Raw genomic sequence first — 19,028 nt, forward strand, 5'->3', positions numbered from 1 at the left:
GTAAAAACGCCGATGGGCTGAAGCGGGTTCCTTTCCCTTTTTTCGCCTGTCTGGGTATTCATGGCGTCGCCCAAACCTGTTGAATCTCACATCGGCTGCTCGGGTTGGTATTACTGGCATTGGAAAAAGACGTTTTATCCCGAGGAGCTTCCGACCCACCGGTGGTTCAAGCATTACACCGGTGTTTTCAAGACGGTGGAACTCAACGCTCCGTTTTATCGCTGGCCCAAGCCGGCCACGGTCAAGAATTGGCGGCGCAACGCGTCTCCGGATTTTCGCTATGCGATAAAGGTCAACCAGACGATCACCCACGAGAAGCGGATGATCGGGACCAAGAAACTCGTGCGGGAATTCTACACCATCGCAGAGACCTTGGGGAAAAAGATGGGCTGTTTCCTTTTTCAGTTTCCACCCAGTTACCGTTACACGCCGTCGCGTTTGAAGACCTTGGTGACGCAGCTGGATTCGGCCTTTCGCAACGCCATCGAATTCCGACACAAAAGCTGGTGGCGAAAATCGGTGTATCGCGCCTTTGAGAAAGCCGGCCTGATTTTTTGTTCGGTCAGCGGACCACGTCTGCCGGAGGAATTGGTAAAGACTTCGGATATCCTTTATATCCGGTTTCACGGAAGGCCGAAATGGTATCGTCACGATTACTCTGACGCGGAGCTGTCGAAGTGGGCCGACAAGATCCGGGGCAGCGGAGCGCGCGAGGTGTGGATTTTCTTCAACAACGACCGTGATGGCTATGCCATCAAGAATGCGTTGAGGATGGAAAAGCTTTTGCTGCGTAAACGAGGCAGAGTTTGAAGGCGTCGGGAAGTGCGTTGAGTCAAGTTGTGTCGTTGGTGGCACACCCGCTGGCGCTTATGGCCCAGCGTGGCCGCGGCTTGTATCGTTTGCCCTAGGTAAACACCCCGTTGTGAAGTGGTCCGGTGTGTGCGAAGATGAATTATATGGATTCTAATCAACTCACCCAGATGTCCCGCCAGGCCGTGACCGACGCCCAAGCCGAGGCGCGTCGTCGCAGTCACAATGAGGTGGAGACCTGGCATCTGCTCCACGCCTTGCTCGCGCAGGAGAACGGCATCGTGCCCGCGCTCGTCGAGAAGCTCGGGCTTACCACCAGCGCCCTGCAACTCGCCGCCGAGCGCGAACTCGACCGCCTGCCCAAAGTCTCCGGCAGCGTGGACACATCGAAAGTTTACGTCACCCAGTCGGTCAACGAAGTCCTCACCCGCGCCGAGGCCGAAGCCAAATCGCTCAAAGATGATTTCGTTTCCGTCGAACATCTTTTCCTCGGTCTGCTCGACGTCGCGAAACCCGACGCGCTTAAAAACTATTTCAAATCCTTCGGCATCGAGCGCACGAAAGTCCTCAAGTCCCTCAAAGATCTCCGCGGCGCACAACGCGTCACCACCGACAATCCCGAGACGACCTACGCCGCGCTGACCAAATACGGCATCGACCTCGTCGAGCTCGCGAAGAAGGGCAAAATGGATCCCGTCATCGGCCGCGACGACGAGATCCGCCGCACCGTGCGCATCCTTTCGCGCAAAACCAAAAACAACCCCGTCCTCATCGGCGAACCCGGCGTCGGCAAGACCGCCATCGTCGAGGGTCTCGCGCAGCGCATCGTGCGCGGCGACGTGCCCGAGGGCCTCAAGGACAAGACGATCTTCTCCCTCGACATGGGCGCGCTCGTCGCCGGCGCGAAATACCGCGGCGAATTCGAAGAGCGCCTCAAGGCCGTGCTCAACGAAGTGAAGCAGGCCGATGGCCGCATCATTCTCTTTATCGACGAACTCCACACCATCGTCGGCGCCGGCAAGAGCGACGGCGCGATGGACGCCGGCAATCTCCTCAAGCCCATGCTCGCGCGCGGCGAACTCCACTGTATCGGCGCGACCACGCTCGACGAATACCGCCAGCACATCGAGAAAGACGCCGCGCTCGAGCGCCGTTTCCAGCCCGTCATGGTTGAGCCGCCGTCCGTTGAAGACGCGATCTCCATCCTGCGCGGCATCCGTGAACGTTTCGAACTTCACCACGGTGTGCGCATCCAAGACAACGCGCTTGTCGCCGCCGTGACGCTATCCAACCGCTACATCAGCGACCGATTCCTGCCCGACAAGGCAATCGACCTCATGGACGAAGCCTGCGCGATGATCCGCACCGAGATGGACTCGGCTCCGCAGGAACTCGACGCGCTCCAGCGCCGCGTGCTCCAACTCGAAATCGAGGAAGCCGCGCTCAAGCTCGAGAAAGACGACGCCTCCAAGCATCGCCTCGAATCCTTGCGCAAAGAACTCGCTGACGCCCGTTCGCAAGCCGCCGGCCTGAAGGCGAAGTGGGACAAAGAAAAAGACTCCGTCAACGCCGTGCGCGCCGTGCGCGAGCAACTCGACGCCGCGCGTATCGAGTTGGAAAAAGCCGAGCGCAACTACGACCTCAACAAGCTGGCCGAACTCCGCCACGGCAAGATCCCGCAGCTCGAAGCCGAGCTGAAGAAATCCGAGACCACCGCTGCAAAGACTGAACTCTTCAAGGAAGAGGTGTCCGCGGAAGAGATTGCCGAAATCGTTTCCAAATGGAGCGGCGTGCCGGTGACGCGTTTTGTCGAAGGCGAAAAGGAAAAACTCCTTCGCCTTGGCGAGGTGCTGCATGAGCGCGTGATCGGCCAGGACGAAGCGGTGACGCTTGCGACCGACGCCATCCTGCGCGCCCGCGCCGGTATCAAAGACCCGCGCCGCCCCGTCGGCAGTTTCCTGTTCCTCGGCCCGACGGGTGTCGGCAAAACCGAACTCGCGAAGACGCTGGCCGAGACGCTCTTCGACAGCGAAGCCGCGCTCGTGCGCATCGACATGTCCGAATACATGGAGAAGCACAGCGTCTCTCGTCTGGTCGGCGCGCCTCCCGGCTACATTGGTTACGACGAAGGCGGCCAGCTCACCGAAGCTGTGCGTCGCAAGCCCTACGCCGTGATCCTGTTCGACGAAATCGAGAAGGCGCATCCGGATGTGTTCAACATCCTGCTGCAAGTGCTCGACGACGGACGCATCACCGATTCGCAGGGCCGCACCATCGATTTCAAAAACACGGTGATCATCCTCACGTCGAACCTCGGTTCGCGTTACCTGATCGAAGGTGTCACCACCGACGTGATTCCGGAAAGCGTGCGCGAGTCGGTCATGGCCGAAGTGCGCAAGGCGTTCCGCCCGGAGTTCCTCAACCGCATCGACGAGACGATCCTCTTCAAGCCGCTCACGCTCGAAGAAATCACCCGCATCGTGGATCTGTTGCTGGCCGATTTGAACAAGCGCCTGCTCGATCGCCGCGTCACCGTGATGCTCGACAAAACGGCCAAGGCTTGGGTCGGCGAGAAAGGCTACGATCCGGTTTACGGAGCGCGTCCGCTCAAGCGTTTCCTACAACGCCAGATCGAGACGAAGCTCGCCCGCGCCCTCATCGGCGGCGAAGTGAAGGACGGCGCCGAAGTCACCTTCAAGGTGCAGGGCGACGAGCTGGTTATCGCGTAATAACGTTCGTGCCTGAGTGAACCGAGACGGATTGCTCAGGCACGCTTGCGGCGCGTGCACAGAGCGAGGCCGAGCACTCCAGCACCGCCGATCAACGCGTAGGTGGAGGGCTCGGGAATGGCAGTCACGGAAAAGTTATCCATGCGCACGGTTTCTTGCGAATTTACGCCCATGCGGAAGCCTACGATGGTGTTGGAGACGCTTAAAGGAGTGGTCTCGGTGTAGGTGCCGAAGGTGCCGAGAACAGTGCCGCCCGTGGTGAGAATCGATCCGGTAAATGAAATGGACGAGCCTGTGTTGAGCACGTCCAGATTGAGCGTGTAATACGTGGTGTTGGACCAAGTCGCGGGTCCTCCAAGGGTGAACGTCTGGAGGGAGTTTACCTGGGTGCCGATGGCACCGGTGGTGGCGCTGGTGCCTTCGAAGACACGGAAGTCGGCGGTGTTGGCACCGGTGAAGCGGAAGACCGCCGTGTAGCCATTGTTCGTCCCGATATTGGTTAAAAATCCAAAACTCGAAGAGGTGGCCGTAAATGCCCCGTTGAAGGCGACATCCGCCTTGAGGGTGTAGCTGGTGCCGGCCGCCGCTGAGTTCAAAATTGAATACCCTGAGTTGGTAGCGGCGTCGAATTTTGCCACGTGGTTACCGTAGGGACTCGTGTTGCTCCATGCTATCGATGTGCCCGGAGTGAAACCAGCGGTGAAGTTGCTGGTGTAATCAGCGGCTGTATCGAACGTGTAGGTCGCAGCCGTGAGCGAGGAGGTGACGACACTGGCAAGGGCGAGCAGGAGGCAGGAGTAGAGTTTCATGGGGGGAGTAAACCTTGGTTAAACCGACGCAACGGGGCTTCACGCTCGACCTCAACGAACGCGATTGTTTAACTGTTGAACGATGCCTCGGCCCACCATGCGTCAACTCGCGCGCGAACTTGGAATTTCCGCGGCGACCGTGTCGCTCGCGCTGCGTTCCGACTCCCGCATCACGCCCGAAACCACCGCACGGGTGAAGTCGCTGGCGGCGAGCCGCGGTTATCACGCCGACCCGGTGGTCGCCGAGGGCATGTCGCGGGCGCGCCGGCATGATTTTTATCGGGAGACCATCGGATGGTTCCTGGATGTATCGCCGCAAGCGCAGCCGTGGTTGGGAGACTTGTTTTCATCCGCGGGCGAACGCGGGCGGATGTTGGGATACCAGATCGAGTTTTTCACGGTGGATTTTGAGGACAAGGCGGCGTTGAGGAGGACTGCGCGGATGTGCCGGGCGCGTGGTATTCGCGGCCTGCTGTTGGGACCGCTGGAGCATGCGCTGGTTGATCCCGTGCTGCCATGGGGCGACTTCAGTTGGGTGACGATTGGGCAAAGCCTGGTCTCGCCGGCGTTGCATCGGGTGGGGCGTGATTACGACAAAGACATCAGCTTTGCCTTGTCGCGGCTGCGGGCGCAGGGCTGGTGTCGGCCGGGATTTGTGGATGACAACACCATGCACCATCTGATGGGACTGCCGTTGTTGCGGGCGGCACTGGTTCACTATCACCGCGCTGAGGATAAGATGTCGGACGCTTATTATACGGCGAAACTGGATCGGCCCGCGGATTTCGCGCGTTGGTTGAAACGCAACCGGCCGGATTCACTGGTGTTGGGCAAATCGTTTGAAGAACGCGCGGTGGAATTGCACCGGTTGGTCGCGCACCTGCCTCAAGTGGAGTTATCGCCGCCCGACGGAACGGTGTGCACCCAGGCGCGATTCGTTCGTGATTATGCGAGCATGGGGCATTCGGCGATGACGCTGCTGCACCGTTTGCTGGCCGATGGAGAAAAGGGAATACCGCGCAACGAGCAGACGATCGTGGTGAGCTCGGCCTGGCAGGAGCCTGGGCCTGCGGAGCTGCCGGGCTAAAAACGGTAAAACATTGTAAAAGCCTGACGAGGTTCGGTTTTTGGGGTTGCAGGATAAGACGTTGAGGAGTGCCCTTTGCTTTGTCTCGCTTTCGCACCCCGCCGGTTAACAACCCCTTACCTCGTGTCGGCTAAACTCCTACTACTCAGGACAGGCTCCGCCGTCTTCAATGCCCAAGCATTGATTGCGACTGCCAGCGGACTCTATGACCGCACGTTTGCGACGGAACCCGAGGTGGAAGCAGCGCTTAAGGGCGAAAAATTTGATTTGATCCTGTGCGACGGGCGCACGCGGGATGCTGAAGTTCTCGAGCTGGTCGAGCGCATGCGCGGCCTGCAGCCCGATGCGGCGATCTTGTTGCTGTGCGCAAAACCGCAGCTCGATTTCATCGTGAAGGCCATCCGCTTCGGCGTGCGTGATCTCTTCCATCCGCCGATTAATCTCGGTGCAATGATTGCGCGGGCGGACGAACTGCTGAAACCCGTCTACGCGAAGGACGAGGAGGGAGCCTTTATGCTCCATTGCCGTTCGTCGCTGACACTTTTTTTGGCGGATGAAAGCGGCAGTGCGCGAGCCACCGCCGCATCGTCCGCGACTGATGGCCGTGAATTAAAAACCCTGCGCGCGGAGTGTGATCGTCTGGGCCGCGAGCTGCAGGAAGCGCTCGATAAACAACATCTCGCCAACGCCACCAGCGTGTCGCGCGCTAAAGACATCGAGGAGCGCGAGCAGGCCCTGGCCGAGATGGAAGCATCGTTTAGCATCGAGCAAAAGCGGCATGCGGCCGAGGAGGCGGCCATCCGTGTCGCCCGTGAAAAACTCGAAGCCTTGCAAGCAGCGTCCGTGCTCTCCGTCGCGGCCCAGGCTGCGCGCGAGAAGCAACTGGTTGAAGCAGAGGCGCGTCATGCCGCCGAAGTGAACGCGCATGAAGAAGCCCGGGCCGAGGTGGAAGTGGCGGAGCAATTACTCTCCGGTCGCGAGAAACAACTGGCCGCGGCGCGCGCGGCGTTTGACGTGGCGCAAAAAGATCTGCCCCTCGCGCAAGCACGCCTCACCGAGGAACGCGCCGGTCTGGCCAGTCTTCGTGAAACCCTCGGGCAAGAGGCCGCGGCCCACACGCAGGCGCAAGTCGCGCTCGCCGCCAAACAAAAGGAAGTCGCCCGCGAAGCTGCGCGCATCGAAGCCGAAGCCGCGGCCTTGGAATCTGCCGAGGCGGCTGCGGCGAAACAATCGGGTGATCTGGCTCTCCGTGAAAAAGCGGCGGCCGCGCAGCTCATCAAGTTGGTCGAGCGCGAGCAGGCCGTGATGGTGAACGCCGAGCGGTTATCCAATCTTGAGGCCGAACTGCTGGGTGAAAAATCCCGGCTCGCCAAGGAAGCCAAGGCGCTGGAGCCCATGCGTGCGGAAACCGCCGCAGCGCTCGCGCAAGCCAAGGAAGCTGGTGAGTCGATCAAGGTTACTCAGTCCAAACTGGCCACCGAGACCGCCCGCATTGAAGCGGAAGCGGCCGCTTTGGAAGCTGCCGAAGCGGATGCGAAGAAGCAGGTCGCCGATCTGAAGGTCCGTGAAAAAGCGTTGGCCGCGCAACTCGTCAAATTGGCCGAGCGCGAACAGGCCGCGGTGATCAGCGCGGAGCATTTATCCAATCTTGAAGCCGAGCTGCTGGGCGAAAAATCCCGGCTGGCCAAGGAAGCGAAGGCGCTGGAGCCCATGCGTGCGGAAACCGCCGCGGCGCTCGCGCAAGCCAAGGAAGCGGGTGAGTCGGCCAAAGTCACTCAGGCCAAACTCGCTGCCGAGACTGCGCGGATCGAAGCCGATGCGGCGGGACTTGAAGAAGCCCAGGCCGAAGCCGAGGTGCGCGCCAAAGAGCTGGCGGCGCAGGCGAAGAAGATTGCCGCGCAAGAGAAGCAGCTCACCGCACGCGAAACCACGGCGGCCGAAATCGAAGCCCGCGCGGCGGCAGCCGAGGAAAAGGCGTTGCATGCCGTGGCCACACGCACGGCCGAAATCGAGGAGCGCGCCGCCGCGTTGAAAACGCGCGAGCAGACGCTGGCGACCCGTGAAAAGGAAGTCGCTTCATTGCGTGCCCGCATGGAAGCCGACAGTGCCGCGGCCGAAGAGGAACAAGCCTCGCTGGACGCGGCCAAAAAAGCCTTCGAGCAAAAGGCGTCCGAACTCACACGTCGCGAAACGCAGTTCGCCGAGGTCGAAAAGCAGCAGGCCGGGCAGGCGGCCCAGTTGAAAAAAGATCTCGCCGCACTGGCCAATGCCCGCGCGTTGCTTGACGCGGATCGCCAGGCGTTGGACGCCGAATACACCGCGCACACCGAAAAAGAGCAGGCCTTCGAGGCCAAACGAAAACGCATCATCCAAGACATGATGAGTGCCACCTGATTCTCAGCTTCAGTTTAATATCACACGTTCATGGCATCACAATCCGTTCCCCGTCTTCTCGTAGAACTCGCTCCACATTCCGTGCAGCTCGCAGTGATCAATGCCGCCGGCCGTCTGGAAGGTTTTAAGGAATGCGCCCTCGAGGCCGCTGCCGTCACGACGGTGCTCGCAGAAATCGCACCGGGATTGGCGACGGCCAATGCGCAGGTGCTGCTGGTGCCTGCTTCGGGTTTCGTGCTGCGTTCGTCCGCGGAGGAAGCGGCTTCGATGCGCACGACGAAGAGCTTGCTCGCGCGTGCAGAATCCGCGCCCCACGGACTGGGTTCGCCGTTGAGCGTGGTGGCGTTTGATGCGACGAACGGTTCCCGCGTGGATACCGTCGGGGCGTCGCCGTGGGTGGTCACGGGTGCCGCCACCGAACAGGTGGATGCGGCGAAAGCGCAGCTCGCGTCACTGGGTTTCTCCGCCGCGAATGTGCGGCTGGCGTTGCCGGTGCGTATTGGTGCCGTGGTGACAGCGTTGCAGGACATGCCGGAATCGACGCGCGTGCTGGTGTGGCAGGTGGGCGAGACCGACGCGCAGCTGGCGTGTGTTTCCGCGGCGGGCTGCGAGGCGGCCGGACTCGCGGCGATCGGCTTCACGCAGATTTTCGAAGCGGTGCAGGCCGGGCTGGGCCTGAAGTTTCGCGCGGCGGCGGCGAAGCTGTTTTTTAATAACGATTACGATTTCTCGGAGACGGCGGGTCCGGTGGCAGAGCGGCTGGCTGCAGTGCTGCGGCCGGCGATCACGGCACTGGGCTGCGCGCCGACGGCGTTGCATGTGGCCGGTTTGCCGGCGGGTCAGGCCTGGCTGGCGAAGGCGGTGGCCTCCGCGCTGGAGCTCGCGCCGCTGGCTCCAGACATGGCGGCATTCTGCGCGCAACGCGGGCTGGGTGGCAGCGCCGTCGCCGCCACGCTGCCGGTATCGGCGCTCGGCGTGTTGTTCCAGGCGTCCTCGACCGGCGGCGGAGAGCAAGCGTGGCAGCCGGGTTGGTTGGATGTGAATGCACCTGTGTCGGTTGCACCCGCGCCAGCATCCGCACCGGTCGCACCCAAGCCGGTGGCTCCGGTGATCAAGGCACCGGCTCCCGTGGTGGCACCTGCTCCCGCCAAGCCTGCACCGGTTCCGGTCATGGCTTCGGCCGCCGCCGCCGCGCCCAAGGCTGCGCCCGTGATCATGAAGCCGGTGCCCGCGTCCGCGGCTGCGGCGCCCGTGGCTCCCAAGCCGATGACAGCGGCTCCGATCATGAAACCGGTGGCGCCGACACCCAAACCCGCGCCTCTGCCTGCGCCCGCGCCCGTCGCGGTGGTGGCTCCGGTGGTGCCTGCCGCTCCTGTGCCGATACTTTTTTTACCGGATGATCCGGTGGTGGAGGCGGCGCCTGAGCCAGAAATCATTCAGGTTGCCCCCAAGAAAAAACCGGTGGCTTTGTTCGCCGCCATCGCGGCCGTAGTGGTGTTGGGCGGAGCGGGGGCTTTTTTTATGACGAAGGGCAAGAGCGCCAGCCCGGAGGTCGTCGCGGCGGTTCCACAGTTGTCCGCCGAGGAGCTGCGCTTGCGCGAAGAAGAAAACGCGCGCATGCTGGTCGAGGAAATGAAATCGCCGCGCAGCTTCCGCAACGAGCGCTACAGTTTCGAAGTCTCTGACCGTGGTCTTCTGCGCAAGATGGTGGGCGTGGGAAACAAAACGATCATCGACGAGTTCGGCTGGTTGGAGTTGCAGGGTATGTTCACCGGGACCGCCAAGACGTTTTATGCGGGCGCGATGGGTGACACGGATTACAAACCGGCCATCAACAAGACCGTGCGCGACGGCAAGGTGGTGTTTGAAATCACCGGCGTGCATTCGCGCTTTTCGGTGGAGACGCTGGTCACGTGCCTTCCGTCGTCGTTGAAGATCGAGACGGTGTTCAAGCCGATCAACATGGATGATCCGCGCGGCCCGATCTCCGGAGTTTACACGGTTAAGATGAACCGCGCGTCGTTGTCACTCGGCCAGAAGGCCGTGGTGGCTCCCGGCTCGGTGACCTACTCGACCCAATCCGGACCGGCCGTGATCAAGTTCAACGGCGATGCGTGGGGTCAGGCGGGCGAGGAAGGCAAGGAGACGCTCATGGCCAGCAGCAGCTTTGTGGTTTTCTATTTTTCGGGCGGTCCCGAAGCCAAGGAAGGCAAGCTCGTGATCGAACTTACGCTCCCCTGAACCAACTGCTGAACCGATTCAGGGCTGGTCGACCAGTCGCGCGGTTACACTAAGCGTGTGCTCCGGCTTCGTAACGGTGAACACCACGCCGATACGACGAAGGCCTGGCTGGGGCGCGTCGTAGTCCGCGGGTGGATGCGAGGCGTCTTCATCGAAGACCTTGAACGCGGCGTCGCTGGAGAAAACGAGGCGCAGCGTTTTACCGTTCATGCGCAGAGTCGCGCCGGTGGGATTGGTTTCGACCGAAGCCTTGGTCATCCAGGAAAACCGATAATGCGCACCGGTGGTCGCGCCGGTCAACCGGTCGCGAATTATTACGGTATCCGCTGAATCGATACGCAGTTCGCGGGTGAGTTTCTTGGCTTGGGAGGCGTAGAGCGGGGTGAGGTTGATGAGCGCGGATTGTTCGCCGGCGGAGAATGCTTGCAGGGTGGCGGTTGCGTTTTCGTCGGGATCCAGATCGTCGATCAACGGAACGGAGTGGCTGCTGGCGTTGAGGGCGAAAACCTTCCAGCGGTCCTTACCGAACAGTGAAATGCCGGCCTGCTCGACGGTGTTGTAGCTGGGCATGCCGAGATCGGTCGTCCAGCGGACGCCACCGAGTTCCAGAATGAAGCTGCCGGCATCCTGGTGCCCGTGGCTGATACGCGCGCGTCCGCCCTTGATGCCGGCATAGAGTGAATTGCGACCATCGCCTCGGCGGAAAATCGCCATGGGGTTGGCACCTTCAGTCTTCCAGCTTTCAGGCGTCGCGACTGGAGTGGCGGCCGGGCCGGCGGGCATCCACAGGAGTGAGAGCGCGAAAAAACGACTCGTGAGCGGAGCCTTTTCCGGATGCGCGCTGTAATCCACGCCGGGTTTCCCGATCTTCAAATGCTCGCGAGCTGCAATGCCCGGACTGCGGGTTTCGCGGGCGAACCAATACATGACTGGCAGATAACTGCGGCGAAGTATGCAGTCGCCGTAGTTAAAGAAGTCACCGGAGGGACCGGTGAGGATATTGACGACGGAGGCGCTTTGGAGGAACGCGGGGTCGCTGCCGAGCACTGCAGACGAACCGGTGGCGGTGCGCAGGGCCTCGATGAGCAACACATGAAACGTGGAGCCATATTCCCAATACATGGGGCCTTCGACGTAGGCGCCGTCGGGTGCGTAGGTTTCGAAAATAGGCGGAACATTGCGACGGGCACGAGCGATGGTGCGCGCGGCGAGTTCCGGCTCTTCCTCGGCAACGGCCAGCGCGGCGAGCGTGAGGCCGGCTTCGCACACCTGGCGCCAGTTATTAAGACCCTTGCGCCACCCGAGCTGGTCGGAGTCGCCGGGCTTGAGCGCTTGCTCGACCAGGGCATGCCTAAGCACCGTGCGCGATTCGGGGGACAACACATCGTAGAGCCAGTCGTAACCGATGGCCACGGCGGTGGCGGCTTCAGCGGTGTCGAGAAAATGGGATGGGTTCCAGTCACTGAAGGCGGCGACGGAAAGCATCTCTTGTTCAGCGCGAGCCGCCCATTTTTTATCGCCGGTGATGCGGTAAAGCAGGGCGCCATTGAGGATGCGACGGACGGCGTTGCGGCTGGTGTCGAGCATGCGACGGCCGATGAGCTGCCTCGTAAGAAGCGGGGCGTAGTATTCCCGCTCGACCGTTTCGCTCAGAATCACGAACGCATCTTTGAGCGGACCGTCATGCGTAACCGATTCGCGAATACGGTCGAAGTCTGCGGAGGTGGCGAGCAGCCGGGGATGAGGTGGCAACGCCGGTGATTCGGCGGCTCTGGAAACGGTGAATGCTGCGATCAGTCCTAGGCAGGCGATGAAGATACTACGCATGGGGTGCCGGCAGTATGAGCGGGCAGACCGAGCGCGTGCAACAGCTCGATGTCGGGAACGCGGAGGCCGTCCTTTGAGGAGACGACCGAGAAATCCCCGGCGTAATCCCACATGGTCCAACCAATGCCGTTTGCAGAAAGTGCAGCGGAGACATCGTGCACCCAAGCCAGGCGCGAGGCACGTGGTGCGAATTTTTTATACACGCCGAATTCATTGCACGTGAGAACCAGGCCGTGCTCGCGGGCCCAGGTGACGGCGGGCTGGATGAAGTCGTGATAGACCTGCGCATTCCAGTTCATCACCACATATTCGGCAAGCTGGCGGCGGGCATCGTGATCGGTGACCCTCTTGAGGAATTCGGCGATGAACGTGGGGTCGGCGGGATAGGTGAGGCCTTTGGTGAACATCGCCCAGGGCGACACCCAGCCCGCTCCCTGATGCGTGAAGACGTGGGGATCGTAGAGATGGAAATTGGCGATGATGTTGCGGTCGGCCGGCGGCGTTACTTGCAGGAGATCGGGCAGCAACGACCACTGATCGCCCGTGATGATGATCGTATGATGCGGTGCGACGCGGCGGATGGCCTCGACGAGCGTGTTTTGGATTTTATTCCAACGAAGCGGGTCGTGGACGCAGGGCTCGTTGAGCACTTCAAAAAACGTGCGCTCGGGGTCGAAGCGCACGAGGGCGGCGGCGAATTGCTCCCAGAAATTAACGAACGTCGCGAGGGCGGCGGGTTGAGTGGCGAGGTGTTTTTTGAACGCATCCTCGGGGTGGATGTCGACGATGACGGCGAGCCCGTGGTCGAGGATCACATCTATCCGGTTCTGAATACGCGCGAGGTAGTCGGCGGGCAACGTGCCATCGGCAGCTGCCGCGGCGAGGATCGGTTCGCAGTTGATCGGAAAGCGAACGTGGTCGAAGCCCAGGTCGCGGATGAGCGCGATGTCGGCTACGCGGATGTAGGAATCGAAGTGGGCGGGGACATATCCCGGAGCGACATAGATCTGGGAGAACCAGTGGCTGAGATTAATGCCACGGCGCAGACGTTGGGCGCGGGTGGCGGTGAGTGGCAGCGGGCTCATGGTGTCATGACGGGTGAATTGGGCAGCGGAGCGGGCGGGACGAAATTGTCTTTTCCGCCGAGCTTTTTCCATTCGCGGTAGAGCAACCACGTGAAGAAGAGCGAGCCGGCCTGAAAGGTGAAGTTCCACACGGGAAGGAACCGGTAGGCGTAAACCGGATTGGGATTCAGCTTGGACGTAAGATCGAAAAACACGCCGCAAGCGACGCCGCCGAAGATGAGCGCGGTGGAACGCACGAGAGCGTTGGCCGACGAGAACTGGCCGTAACGATCCATCGGGAAGACTTTCATGAGCGTGGGAATCTCGGCGGCGCTATAAAGAATGTAGAGCGGCAGGCCGATGACACTCAACGTGACATAGATCCAAGGAAGGATGTTGGGTGAAATGCCCGGGCTCATCATCGCAAACGTGATGGAGAACGGCCCTATGAACACCTGAAGGCTCATGGCGATCAGCAGCACGCGCAACGGATGGGCGCGGTCGGCGAGGATGCCGGCGGGGTAGAGTAAAATGACGCCGACGATGCCGCAGATACCGCCGACCTTGCCGATGAAATCGAAGGAGAGACCGAGGTATTTGGTCTGGTAGAGAAGCGTGTAGGAACCGGAGGCCCAGGTCATGGCGATGCACGCGTTGGCGAGAAAGATATACCAGTAAAAGCGGTGGGTAAAACACTCGGTGGCATAAGTGCGGATGGCGGCGCGGAAGCCTTTTTTCTCGCCGATGTATTCAGGTGGAGGCGGATAATCACCCTCGCGGACCTTCCAGCACATCATCACGAAGGCGATGAGGTAGAGCACGCCGGCGACGATAAAGATGAGCTGCATGTGCGACTCGGCGTATTTCAACACGAAGAAATTATAGCCGGCGCCGGCAAGTGAACCCACGACGCGGAAGAGCGCCATGAAGCGGGCGAGGAAGGCGTGGGGAACGACGTCGTTGAACAGGTAGTAATAGACCGACGTGATGAAGAGGTTGAAGAACTGGAAGCAGATCATCAGCACGCCGATCACGACGAGCATGACGGACATCTCGGAGAAACGACCGTGCAGGCCGATGTCGTGCAACCAGCGGCCGATGGGAGCGGCGTAGCCGAGCAGAATGAGGAAAATAACGAGGAACGGCGTGGCACCGATGAGGAACGGGATGCGTCGTCCCCATTTGCTGCGGAAGCGGTCGCTGCGGAAGCTGATGATCGGGTTGATCGCCGCCGCCATCATGTTGGGGATGGTGGTGACGATGAGGCCGAGAGCCCAGTTGGGCGCACCGATGGAGTTGAGCTTCAGTGGTAGAATGCTCGGCACCACCGTCTCCATGAGCGTGAAGCAGAAGTCACCCCAGAGCAGGAAGAGGAAGAGCGTGATGAGACTCGCCCGGGTGTAGGTGAGCGTGCCGACCTTGAGCCGATTGGGATCGTTGGCGGCGGGTTGCGAAGACGAAGAAGAAGCAGGTGCCGGGATCGCGGACATGGAGCTGGTTCGGAGGGCGATCAGCGAACGTGCTGAACACCCTTTTCGTCGGTCGTAATGGACTCCCGGATACGGCGGGCCACGATTCCCTTGGGATTGGGGTCCATCGGCGACGGGGCAATATCCACCAGGAAGATGCTGGTGCGGGAATCGGCGCCGACAGGATGGGCGCTGCTGCTTACGAGGAGCCAGCCATCAGCTTTTTCATCCGCGGCTACTTGAAGCCAAGCTTTGCGTGAGGTCGGATAGGGGGCGGTCTGATACTGGCCGGTCGGCAGCACCATCTTCGTGTCGGCGATATTTACAGCCAGACGGCGCTTGGAGAAATTGAACACGCGATAATTGTTGGCTGGGTGGGCTTCGAGAGATTGGTCGATGACGAGGGTGTTGTAGGCGAGTTCGGCTTCGGGCGGATTCTTGGCGATGAGTATGAGAAAGGGGCCGATTTTTTGAGCAGGCAGCTGAGCCTTGGCGACCGGCGTTTTGACCGGGGGCAGTTTGGGGTCTGCGTTGGGCACCTCGCGGTAGAAGACGACGTCCCGGTTTTTTGGTGCGGGGTAGAGCTGGGAGAATGAGCCGGCGGCGGCGTTCAGTGATTCTTTCTTTTTTTCGACGTCGAAAAAGAAGGTTTCCACGCCGGCGATCGAGACGACGCGAAACTGCGGGGCGGGTGCTTCGGGCGCAGGCGAAGTTTGCGAGCGCAAGATTGCGGGCGCGACCAGTAGAAAAACGCAGGCGAGGACGCGGATCAGATGTCGTTGGGCGAGAGCCATCGGAAAGAAATGATTTTGAATTTGCGGCCGAAGGTTTGGCTGACGCTGCCGTTGCCCGGGCTGTCCCAAGCGTTCACGGAGCTCTCGACATATTCGGGGAGGCGCTGGACAACGGCTTCGCACCACGCGCGGCCGGTGATGTAATTGGGATCGGTGTCGGGCAGGACGGGATTCACGGTTTCGCCATAGGTGCGAATCGTAAAGGTGTCGGAGCGACCGGAGAGGCCTGCACCGATCTTGGAAAGGATGTCGGCCTGCGTGATGTATTTGGGAGCGAAGGAAGAACGGCCGCCGTAAGGCCGTTCTGCGGTGGTCGAGGTGTTGCGGCGCCCTTCGACGAGCGGGCGGCCGTAGTAGCCCATGGTGTATTGGCTTTCCTGGTTAACCCGGGTTCCGCTCGAGGTGATGAGCTGGTCCTGCGCCCAGAAGGTGTCGCCGGCGTCGTTGGTCGGAAAGCGGGTGGACGAGGACGTGGTGGTGGCGTCGATGGCGGCTTGAATGGTGCCGCGATAGCTCTCGTCCTCGCCGGGGGTCCCGGAGTTATCCACGAGGCGGCGGTTCACGAAATCACCCAGAGAAACGAAGGGGCCGCGATTGCGGATCTCGGTGACGATGTCGCGGGCGAGCTGGGCGATTTCGTTTTCGTCGAGTGAGCGGTAGCCTTTCCAGGCATCATTGGGATTATCGTCGCCGTTGGGACGGATGAAACGGGAGAAGGTTGTCTTGAGCGTATTGGTTGAGGGGGAACCCGGGTTTTCCGGATTGAACCTGAGCTGATTGCCACCACCCAGAATCGCCCGCCAAGCCTGTTCGGAGGTGGAGTTGATATTGAACGCGCCGGCAACCATCAGGCCGGCTGCAGAGCGGTCGGGGTTTTGAACATCGATCGCGGGGTTGTAGCGCAGATGGCGGGTGTTGGGAAAAGTCTGGGTCGCGGAGATGGCACCGGTGGCGGGGACGGTGGAGAAGTAGTAGCGGTCCCACAGGTTGCGGTTAAGCAGGTAGGAAATGTCGTAATAGCCGCGCATGTCGGAACCGAGTTTTCCGATGCCTTGGGCGCCGGTGCCGGAATCGACGCGGGCGATTTGCCAGCCGGGGGGCGTGGTCGAGAAACTGGCGCCGCCGGAAACGAGACGGAAATCGGCCAGGCTGTTGCCGACGGGGTAGGCTGGGTAGGCGCCAACGAGAGAAAGGTTCGCGTGTTGAAGCTGTCCGATGGATTGGAGCGGTTGGTTTTCGTAGGGGAATTCAAAAAGACCGACATCGACGGGAGCGCCGCCCAACCAGTCGTGACCTTGGCCGGCTGAAGTGCGGTCGCTATCCGGACCGGGACCGTTGATGAATTTCTGCCAAGGGAACGTGTAGAGTGGCTGACCGGCGGTGGCGGTGAAGAGGACGTTGTAGTTGTTGTCGCGGCGGGTGCGCCCGGAGCGGACGGCTCGCATGTTGCCCTGCGCGAGCCAGCGGGTCGCGAACATGTATTGGTTGGCATTGAGCTGTGCGTTGCTGCCTTGGCCGGAGAAGAGTGCCTGCGTTTGGAAAACATAGGTGGGCTCTGAGGCGATGGTGTCGTGGACAAGCGGGCCGGGCTCTTGAAAGGGCGGGGTGACGACCAGACCGGACCAATCCATATCCTGTGCGGTGCTATACCAGCGGCGGTTTGTGGCGGAGGGGTTGAAGAAGGCGCGATTGGCCGCATCGTTGGCTCCGCCGGTCGTGGTCAGAGAGGAGAGGGAGCTGGGCTCACCGAGGTAGATATTGATGCCTCCGCCACCCAGGAAGCTGGCGCTCTGGGTTCCGGGACTTGCGGCGAGGCGATAGGAGAGGTTTTCCTCGCCTGCCAAGATGGTGATGTTCGTCGGGCTGCCGGCGGGACCGGTGCGGAAGGGAACGGAAACGTAGGCGCCAGGCTCAGGCTCGATGTTTTCAAGTATGTTCTGCTGGTTATAAACCTGACCGCTCGAGGTGACAGGAAGGGAGAAAACAAGGCTTTGACCGGGTAGTATGTCGGGGCACTTCAGGCGAAAGCGGATAAAGTTACCGTTGTTGCCGTAGTGGGTGCGGAGGAAGTTGAAGCGACCTCGGGATGTCCAAGTGCCCGCGATATCGGCTTCGAGCTCAACGTTGACCTGTCCGTCGTGCGAAGGCTGGACACCCACTTCAAAATTGCTGCCGTCTGCCTGGGCGGCGGGAGCGCGGAGGGTGACATTGTAAGGGTTCCAGATGACGACAAGTGGATAGAGATTCATGTGAATCTCCACGCCGGGAGCGGGAGTAGCTACGGGTGCGGCGCGAAAGCCGAGCGAGAAATAAGTGATAACAGGAGCGGCGCCGACATGATCTGCGTCGGCCGGAACGGTGGTTTTGTTCGGTTTGTCGTAGGTGGGCAGGCGAACGGGGACACTCAGGGCGTTGGGATCTGAGGATGCGGTGGGCACGCGGGTTTGCGCAAAGGAGCGAAGATGCCGCCAAGTGGGGATCGCAAAGCCACCGCTGGCGACGAAGCCTCCGTTGTCTCCGGAATGGGGAACCCACATGCGGTTGAGGTCAGCTGTGGGATCGGTTGCTGCCGGGGTGTAGCTGGGATCGAGGAGAATGCTGAGGTCCCGTTTAAGGCCGCCGGCATTGGTGTCGGCGAGGACGGAAGTGGATTGGGTGGTGACGTCGTGGAAGCGGTATTTGAGCGCCGTCGACATCGCGGGCGCATTGGTGGAGGCCAGAGGGACTTGTTTGGGCGAGACGATCGGCGCGAGCGTGGCTGCGTCAGGACTGTAAAGTGTGTCGATGCGGGGCGAATTCAGGGCCGGCATTGAGGCCGTCCAACTTGGTGTGTCGGACGCCATCAGTTCGATGGCTGCGCGCGTGGAGTTGGAGAACGCGTTGCGTTGTTGCTCGAACTTTTCGTCGTTAGTGAGGCTGATGTCCGTGCCGGCGAGAGGGAGGTTGACGCGAGCTTTCACGCCTTCGTCGCCAACCCACCATGCGTAACGGCCGACGGTGACAGGTGATCCGCTGCCCATGCCCGGGACGCTCGCGGCGGGCACGGTGATGTCCACGGCGGGGGCGACGACGTAATCAATGGGCTGCGATCCGTTGAGGGATGAGGTAACGCTGTTTTGTCCTACGAGAAGGCGGGCCGGGCGCGTGACGTTGCTGGCGTTGGTGATGGTGAGATTGGTCGCCAGGGCCGCGGTGGTCTCGGTGAGATTGGCGACGGTGCCGGCGGGTTTGTAGGGGATGCTGGCCGCTGCGGGAGCAGTGGTGATTTGGCCGAGTGCACCTACATCGCCGGAGGTCCGGCGTGGATCGAAGGGCGTGATTTCGTTTCCGCTCACGAGCCAGTTGAGCAGGCGTGCAGGAGATCCGGTATTGCGACGGGGATCTGCCGCGTTGGTGGTATCCACCATGATGTTGGTGGGCGATGTAAGAGCGGTCGCGATGGATTCGGGCGTGGCGGTGTAGTCGCCGGCAACGGAGCTGCCGTATACGCCGACCCACTGGGAATTGTTCTGGCCCGGTGTGTTTTCCAGGTCGGCGCGGGCGGTGGTGCGTTGGTCGGGGCCGGCGTATTTCTGGAGCTGGCCGACGGCGATGTTGAGCGCCATGAGTGCGTTCTGGCGGGCTTGCGAGAGCTGCTGGTTGTTGGACGCAACCTGGGTTTCCACGCGCGTGAGCGACGCGAGCGAAACGAGCAGCAGGACGAGAAAGGCCAGGAGGGTGATCGTGATGAGCAGCGCAAAGCCGCGCTCACGACGGGCGACGGAATTTGAGGGGATGCGATTCATTACGGGCGGACTTTGGGGT

General features: G+C 61.2%; 11 protein-coding genes. 5 read left to right on the forward strand and 6 right to left on the reverse strand.

All coding sequences use genetic code 11. The annotated features are described in order from the left end of the window. Positions 1-60 precede the first annotated feature (60 nt). Both FPL22_RS12465 and clpB read left to right on the forward strand, forming a co-directional pair. Positions 61-810 carry a DUF72 domain-containing protein gene (locus FPL22_RS12465; RefSeq protein ID WP_144230744.1) on the forward strand — a complete coding sequence of 250 codons (750 nt, stop codon included), beginning with the start codon at positions 61-63 and terminating at the stop codon, positions 808-810. 146 nt (positions 811-956) lie between these two features. Further along, positions 957-3,539, forward strand: coding sequence for an ATP-dependent chaperone ClpB (clpB, locus tag FPL22_RS12470; protein WP_144230745.1), 2,583 nt, complete (start codon positions 957-959; stop codon positions 3,537-3,539). Between the two features lie 35 nt (positions 3,540-3,574). Here clpB and FPL22_RS12475 read toward each other — a convergent pair whose 3' ends face one another. Continuing rightward, the gene (locus FPL22_RS12475) at positions 3,575-4,348 is read right to left on the reverse strand and encodes a PEP-CTERM sorting domain-containing protein (RefSeq protein ID WP_144230746.1); all 774 of its coding nucleotides are present in this window, start codon (positions 4,346-4,348) and stop codon (positions 3,575-3,577) included. A gap of 97 nt (positions 4,349-4,445) precedes the next feature. Here FPL22_RS12475 and FPL22_RS12480 point away from each other — a divergent pair, with 97 nt between their 5' ends. From FPL22_RS12480 to FPL22_RS12490, 3 genes are all read left to right on the forward strand, one after another. Continuing rightward, positions 4,446-5,435, forward strand: coding sequence for a LacI family DNA-binding transcriptional regulator (locus FPL22_RS12480; protein WP_162525297.1), 990 nt, complete (start codon positions 4,446-4,448; stop codon positions 5,433-5,435). Positions 5,436-5,558: 123 nt separating this feature from the next. Then, on the forward strand, positions 5,559-7,829 hold the full coding sequence (locus tag FPL22_RS12485) for a response regulator (protein WP_162525298.1): 2,271 nt from the start codon (positions 5,559-5,561) through the stop codon (positions 7,827-7,829). 30 nt (positions 7,830-7,859) lie between these two features. Beyond that, a complete protein-coding gene (locus FPL22_RS12490; protein ID WP_144230749.1) occupies positions 7,860-10,070 on the forward strand; it encodes a hypothetical protein in 2,211 nt (736 codons plus the stop codon). Positions 10,071-10,088: 18 nt separating this feature from the next. On the opposite strand, the gene FPL22_RS12495 is transcribed toward FPL22_RS12490, so the two are convergent. Genes FPL22_RS12495 through FPL22_RS12515 form a run of 5 tightly spaced genes read right to left on the reverse strand, consistent with a single transcriptional unit; the run spans position 10,089 to position 19,009 of the window. After that, a complete protein-coding gene (locus FPL22_RS12495; RefSeq protein WP_144230750.1) occupies positions 10,089-11,897 on the reverse strand; it encodes a heparinase II/III domain-containing protein in 1,809 nt (602 codons plus the stop codon). After that, a complete protein-coding gene (locus tag FPL22_RS12500; protein WP_162525299.1) occupies positions 11,870-12,982 on the reverse strand; it encodes a glycoside hydrolase family 5 protein in 1,113 nt (370 codons plus the stop codon). Before FPL22_RS12500 ends, FPL22_RS12495 begins: the two co-directional genes overlap by 28 nt. Next, positions 12,979-14,451: an MFS transporter gene (locus FPL22_RS12505; RefSeq protein ID WP_144230752.1), complete on the reverse strand. Its 1,473-nt coding sequence runs from the start codon at positions 14,449-14,451 to the stop codon at positions 12,979-12,981. Before FPL22_RS12505 ends, FPL22_RS12500 begins: the two co-directional genes overlap by 4 nt. A 20-nt stretch (positions 14,452-14,471) precedes the next feature. Then, positions 14,472-15,224: a hypothetical protein gene (locus tag FPL22_RS12510; RefSeq protein WP_144230753.1), complete on the reverse strand. Its 753-nt coding sequence runs from the start codon at positions 15,222-15,224 to the stop codon at positions 14,472-14,474. After that, a complete protein-coding gene (locus FPL22_RS12515; protein ID WP_144230754.1) occupies positions 15,200-19,009 on the reverse strand; it encodes a hypothetical protein in 3,810 nt (1,269 codons plus the stop codon). The genes FPL22_RS12510 and FPL22_RS12515 overlap by 25 nt, the downstream gene beginning before the upstream one ends. Positions 19,010-19,028: the final 19 nt, after the last annotated feature.

The organism is Rariglobus hedericola (assembly GCF_007559335.1).
GTDB lineage: Bacteria > Verrucomicrobiota > Verrucomicrobiia > Opitutales > Opitutaceae > Rariglobus > Rariglobus hedericola.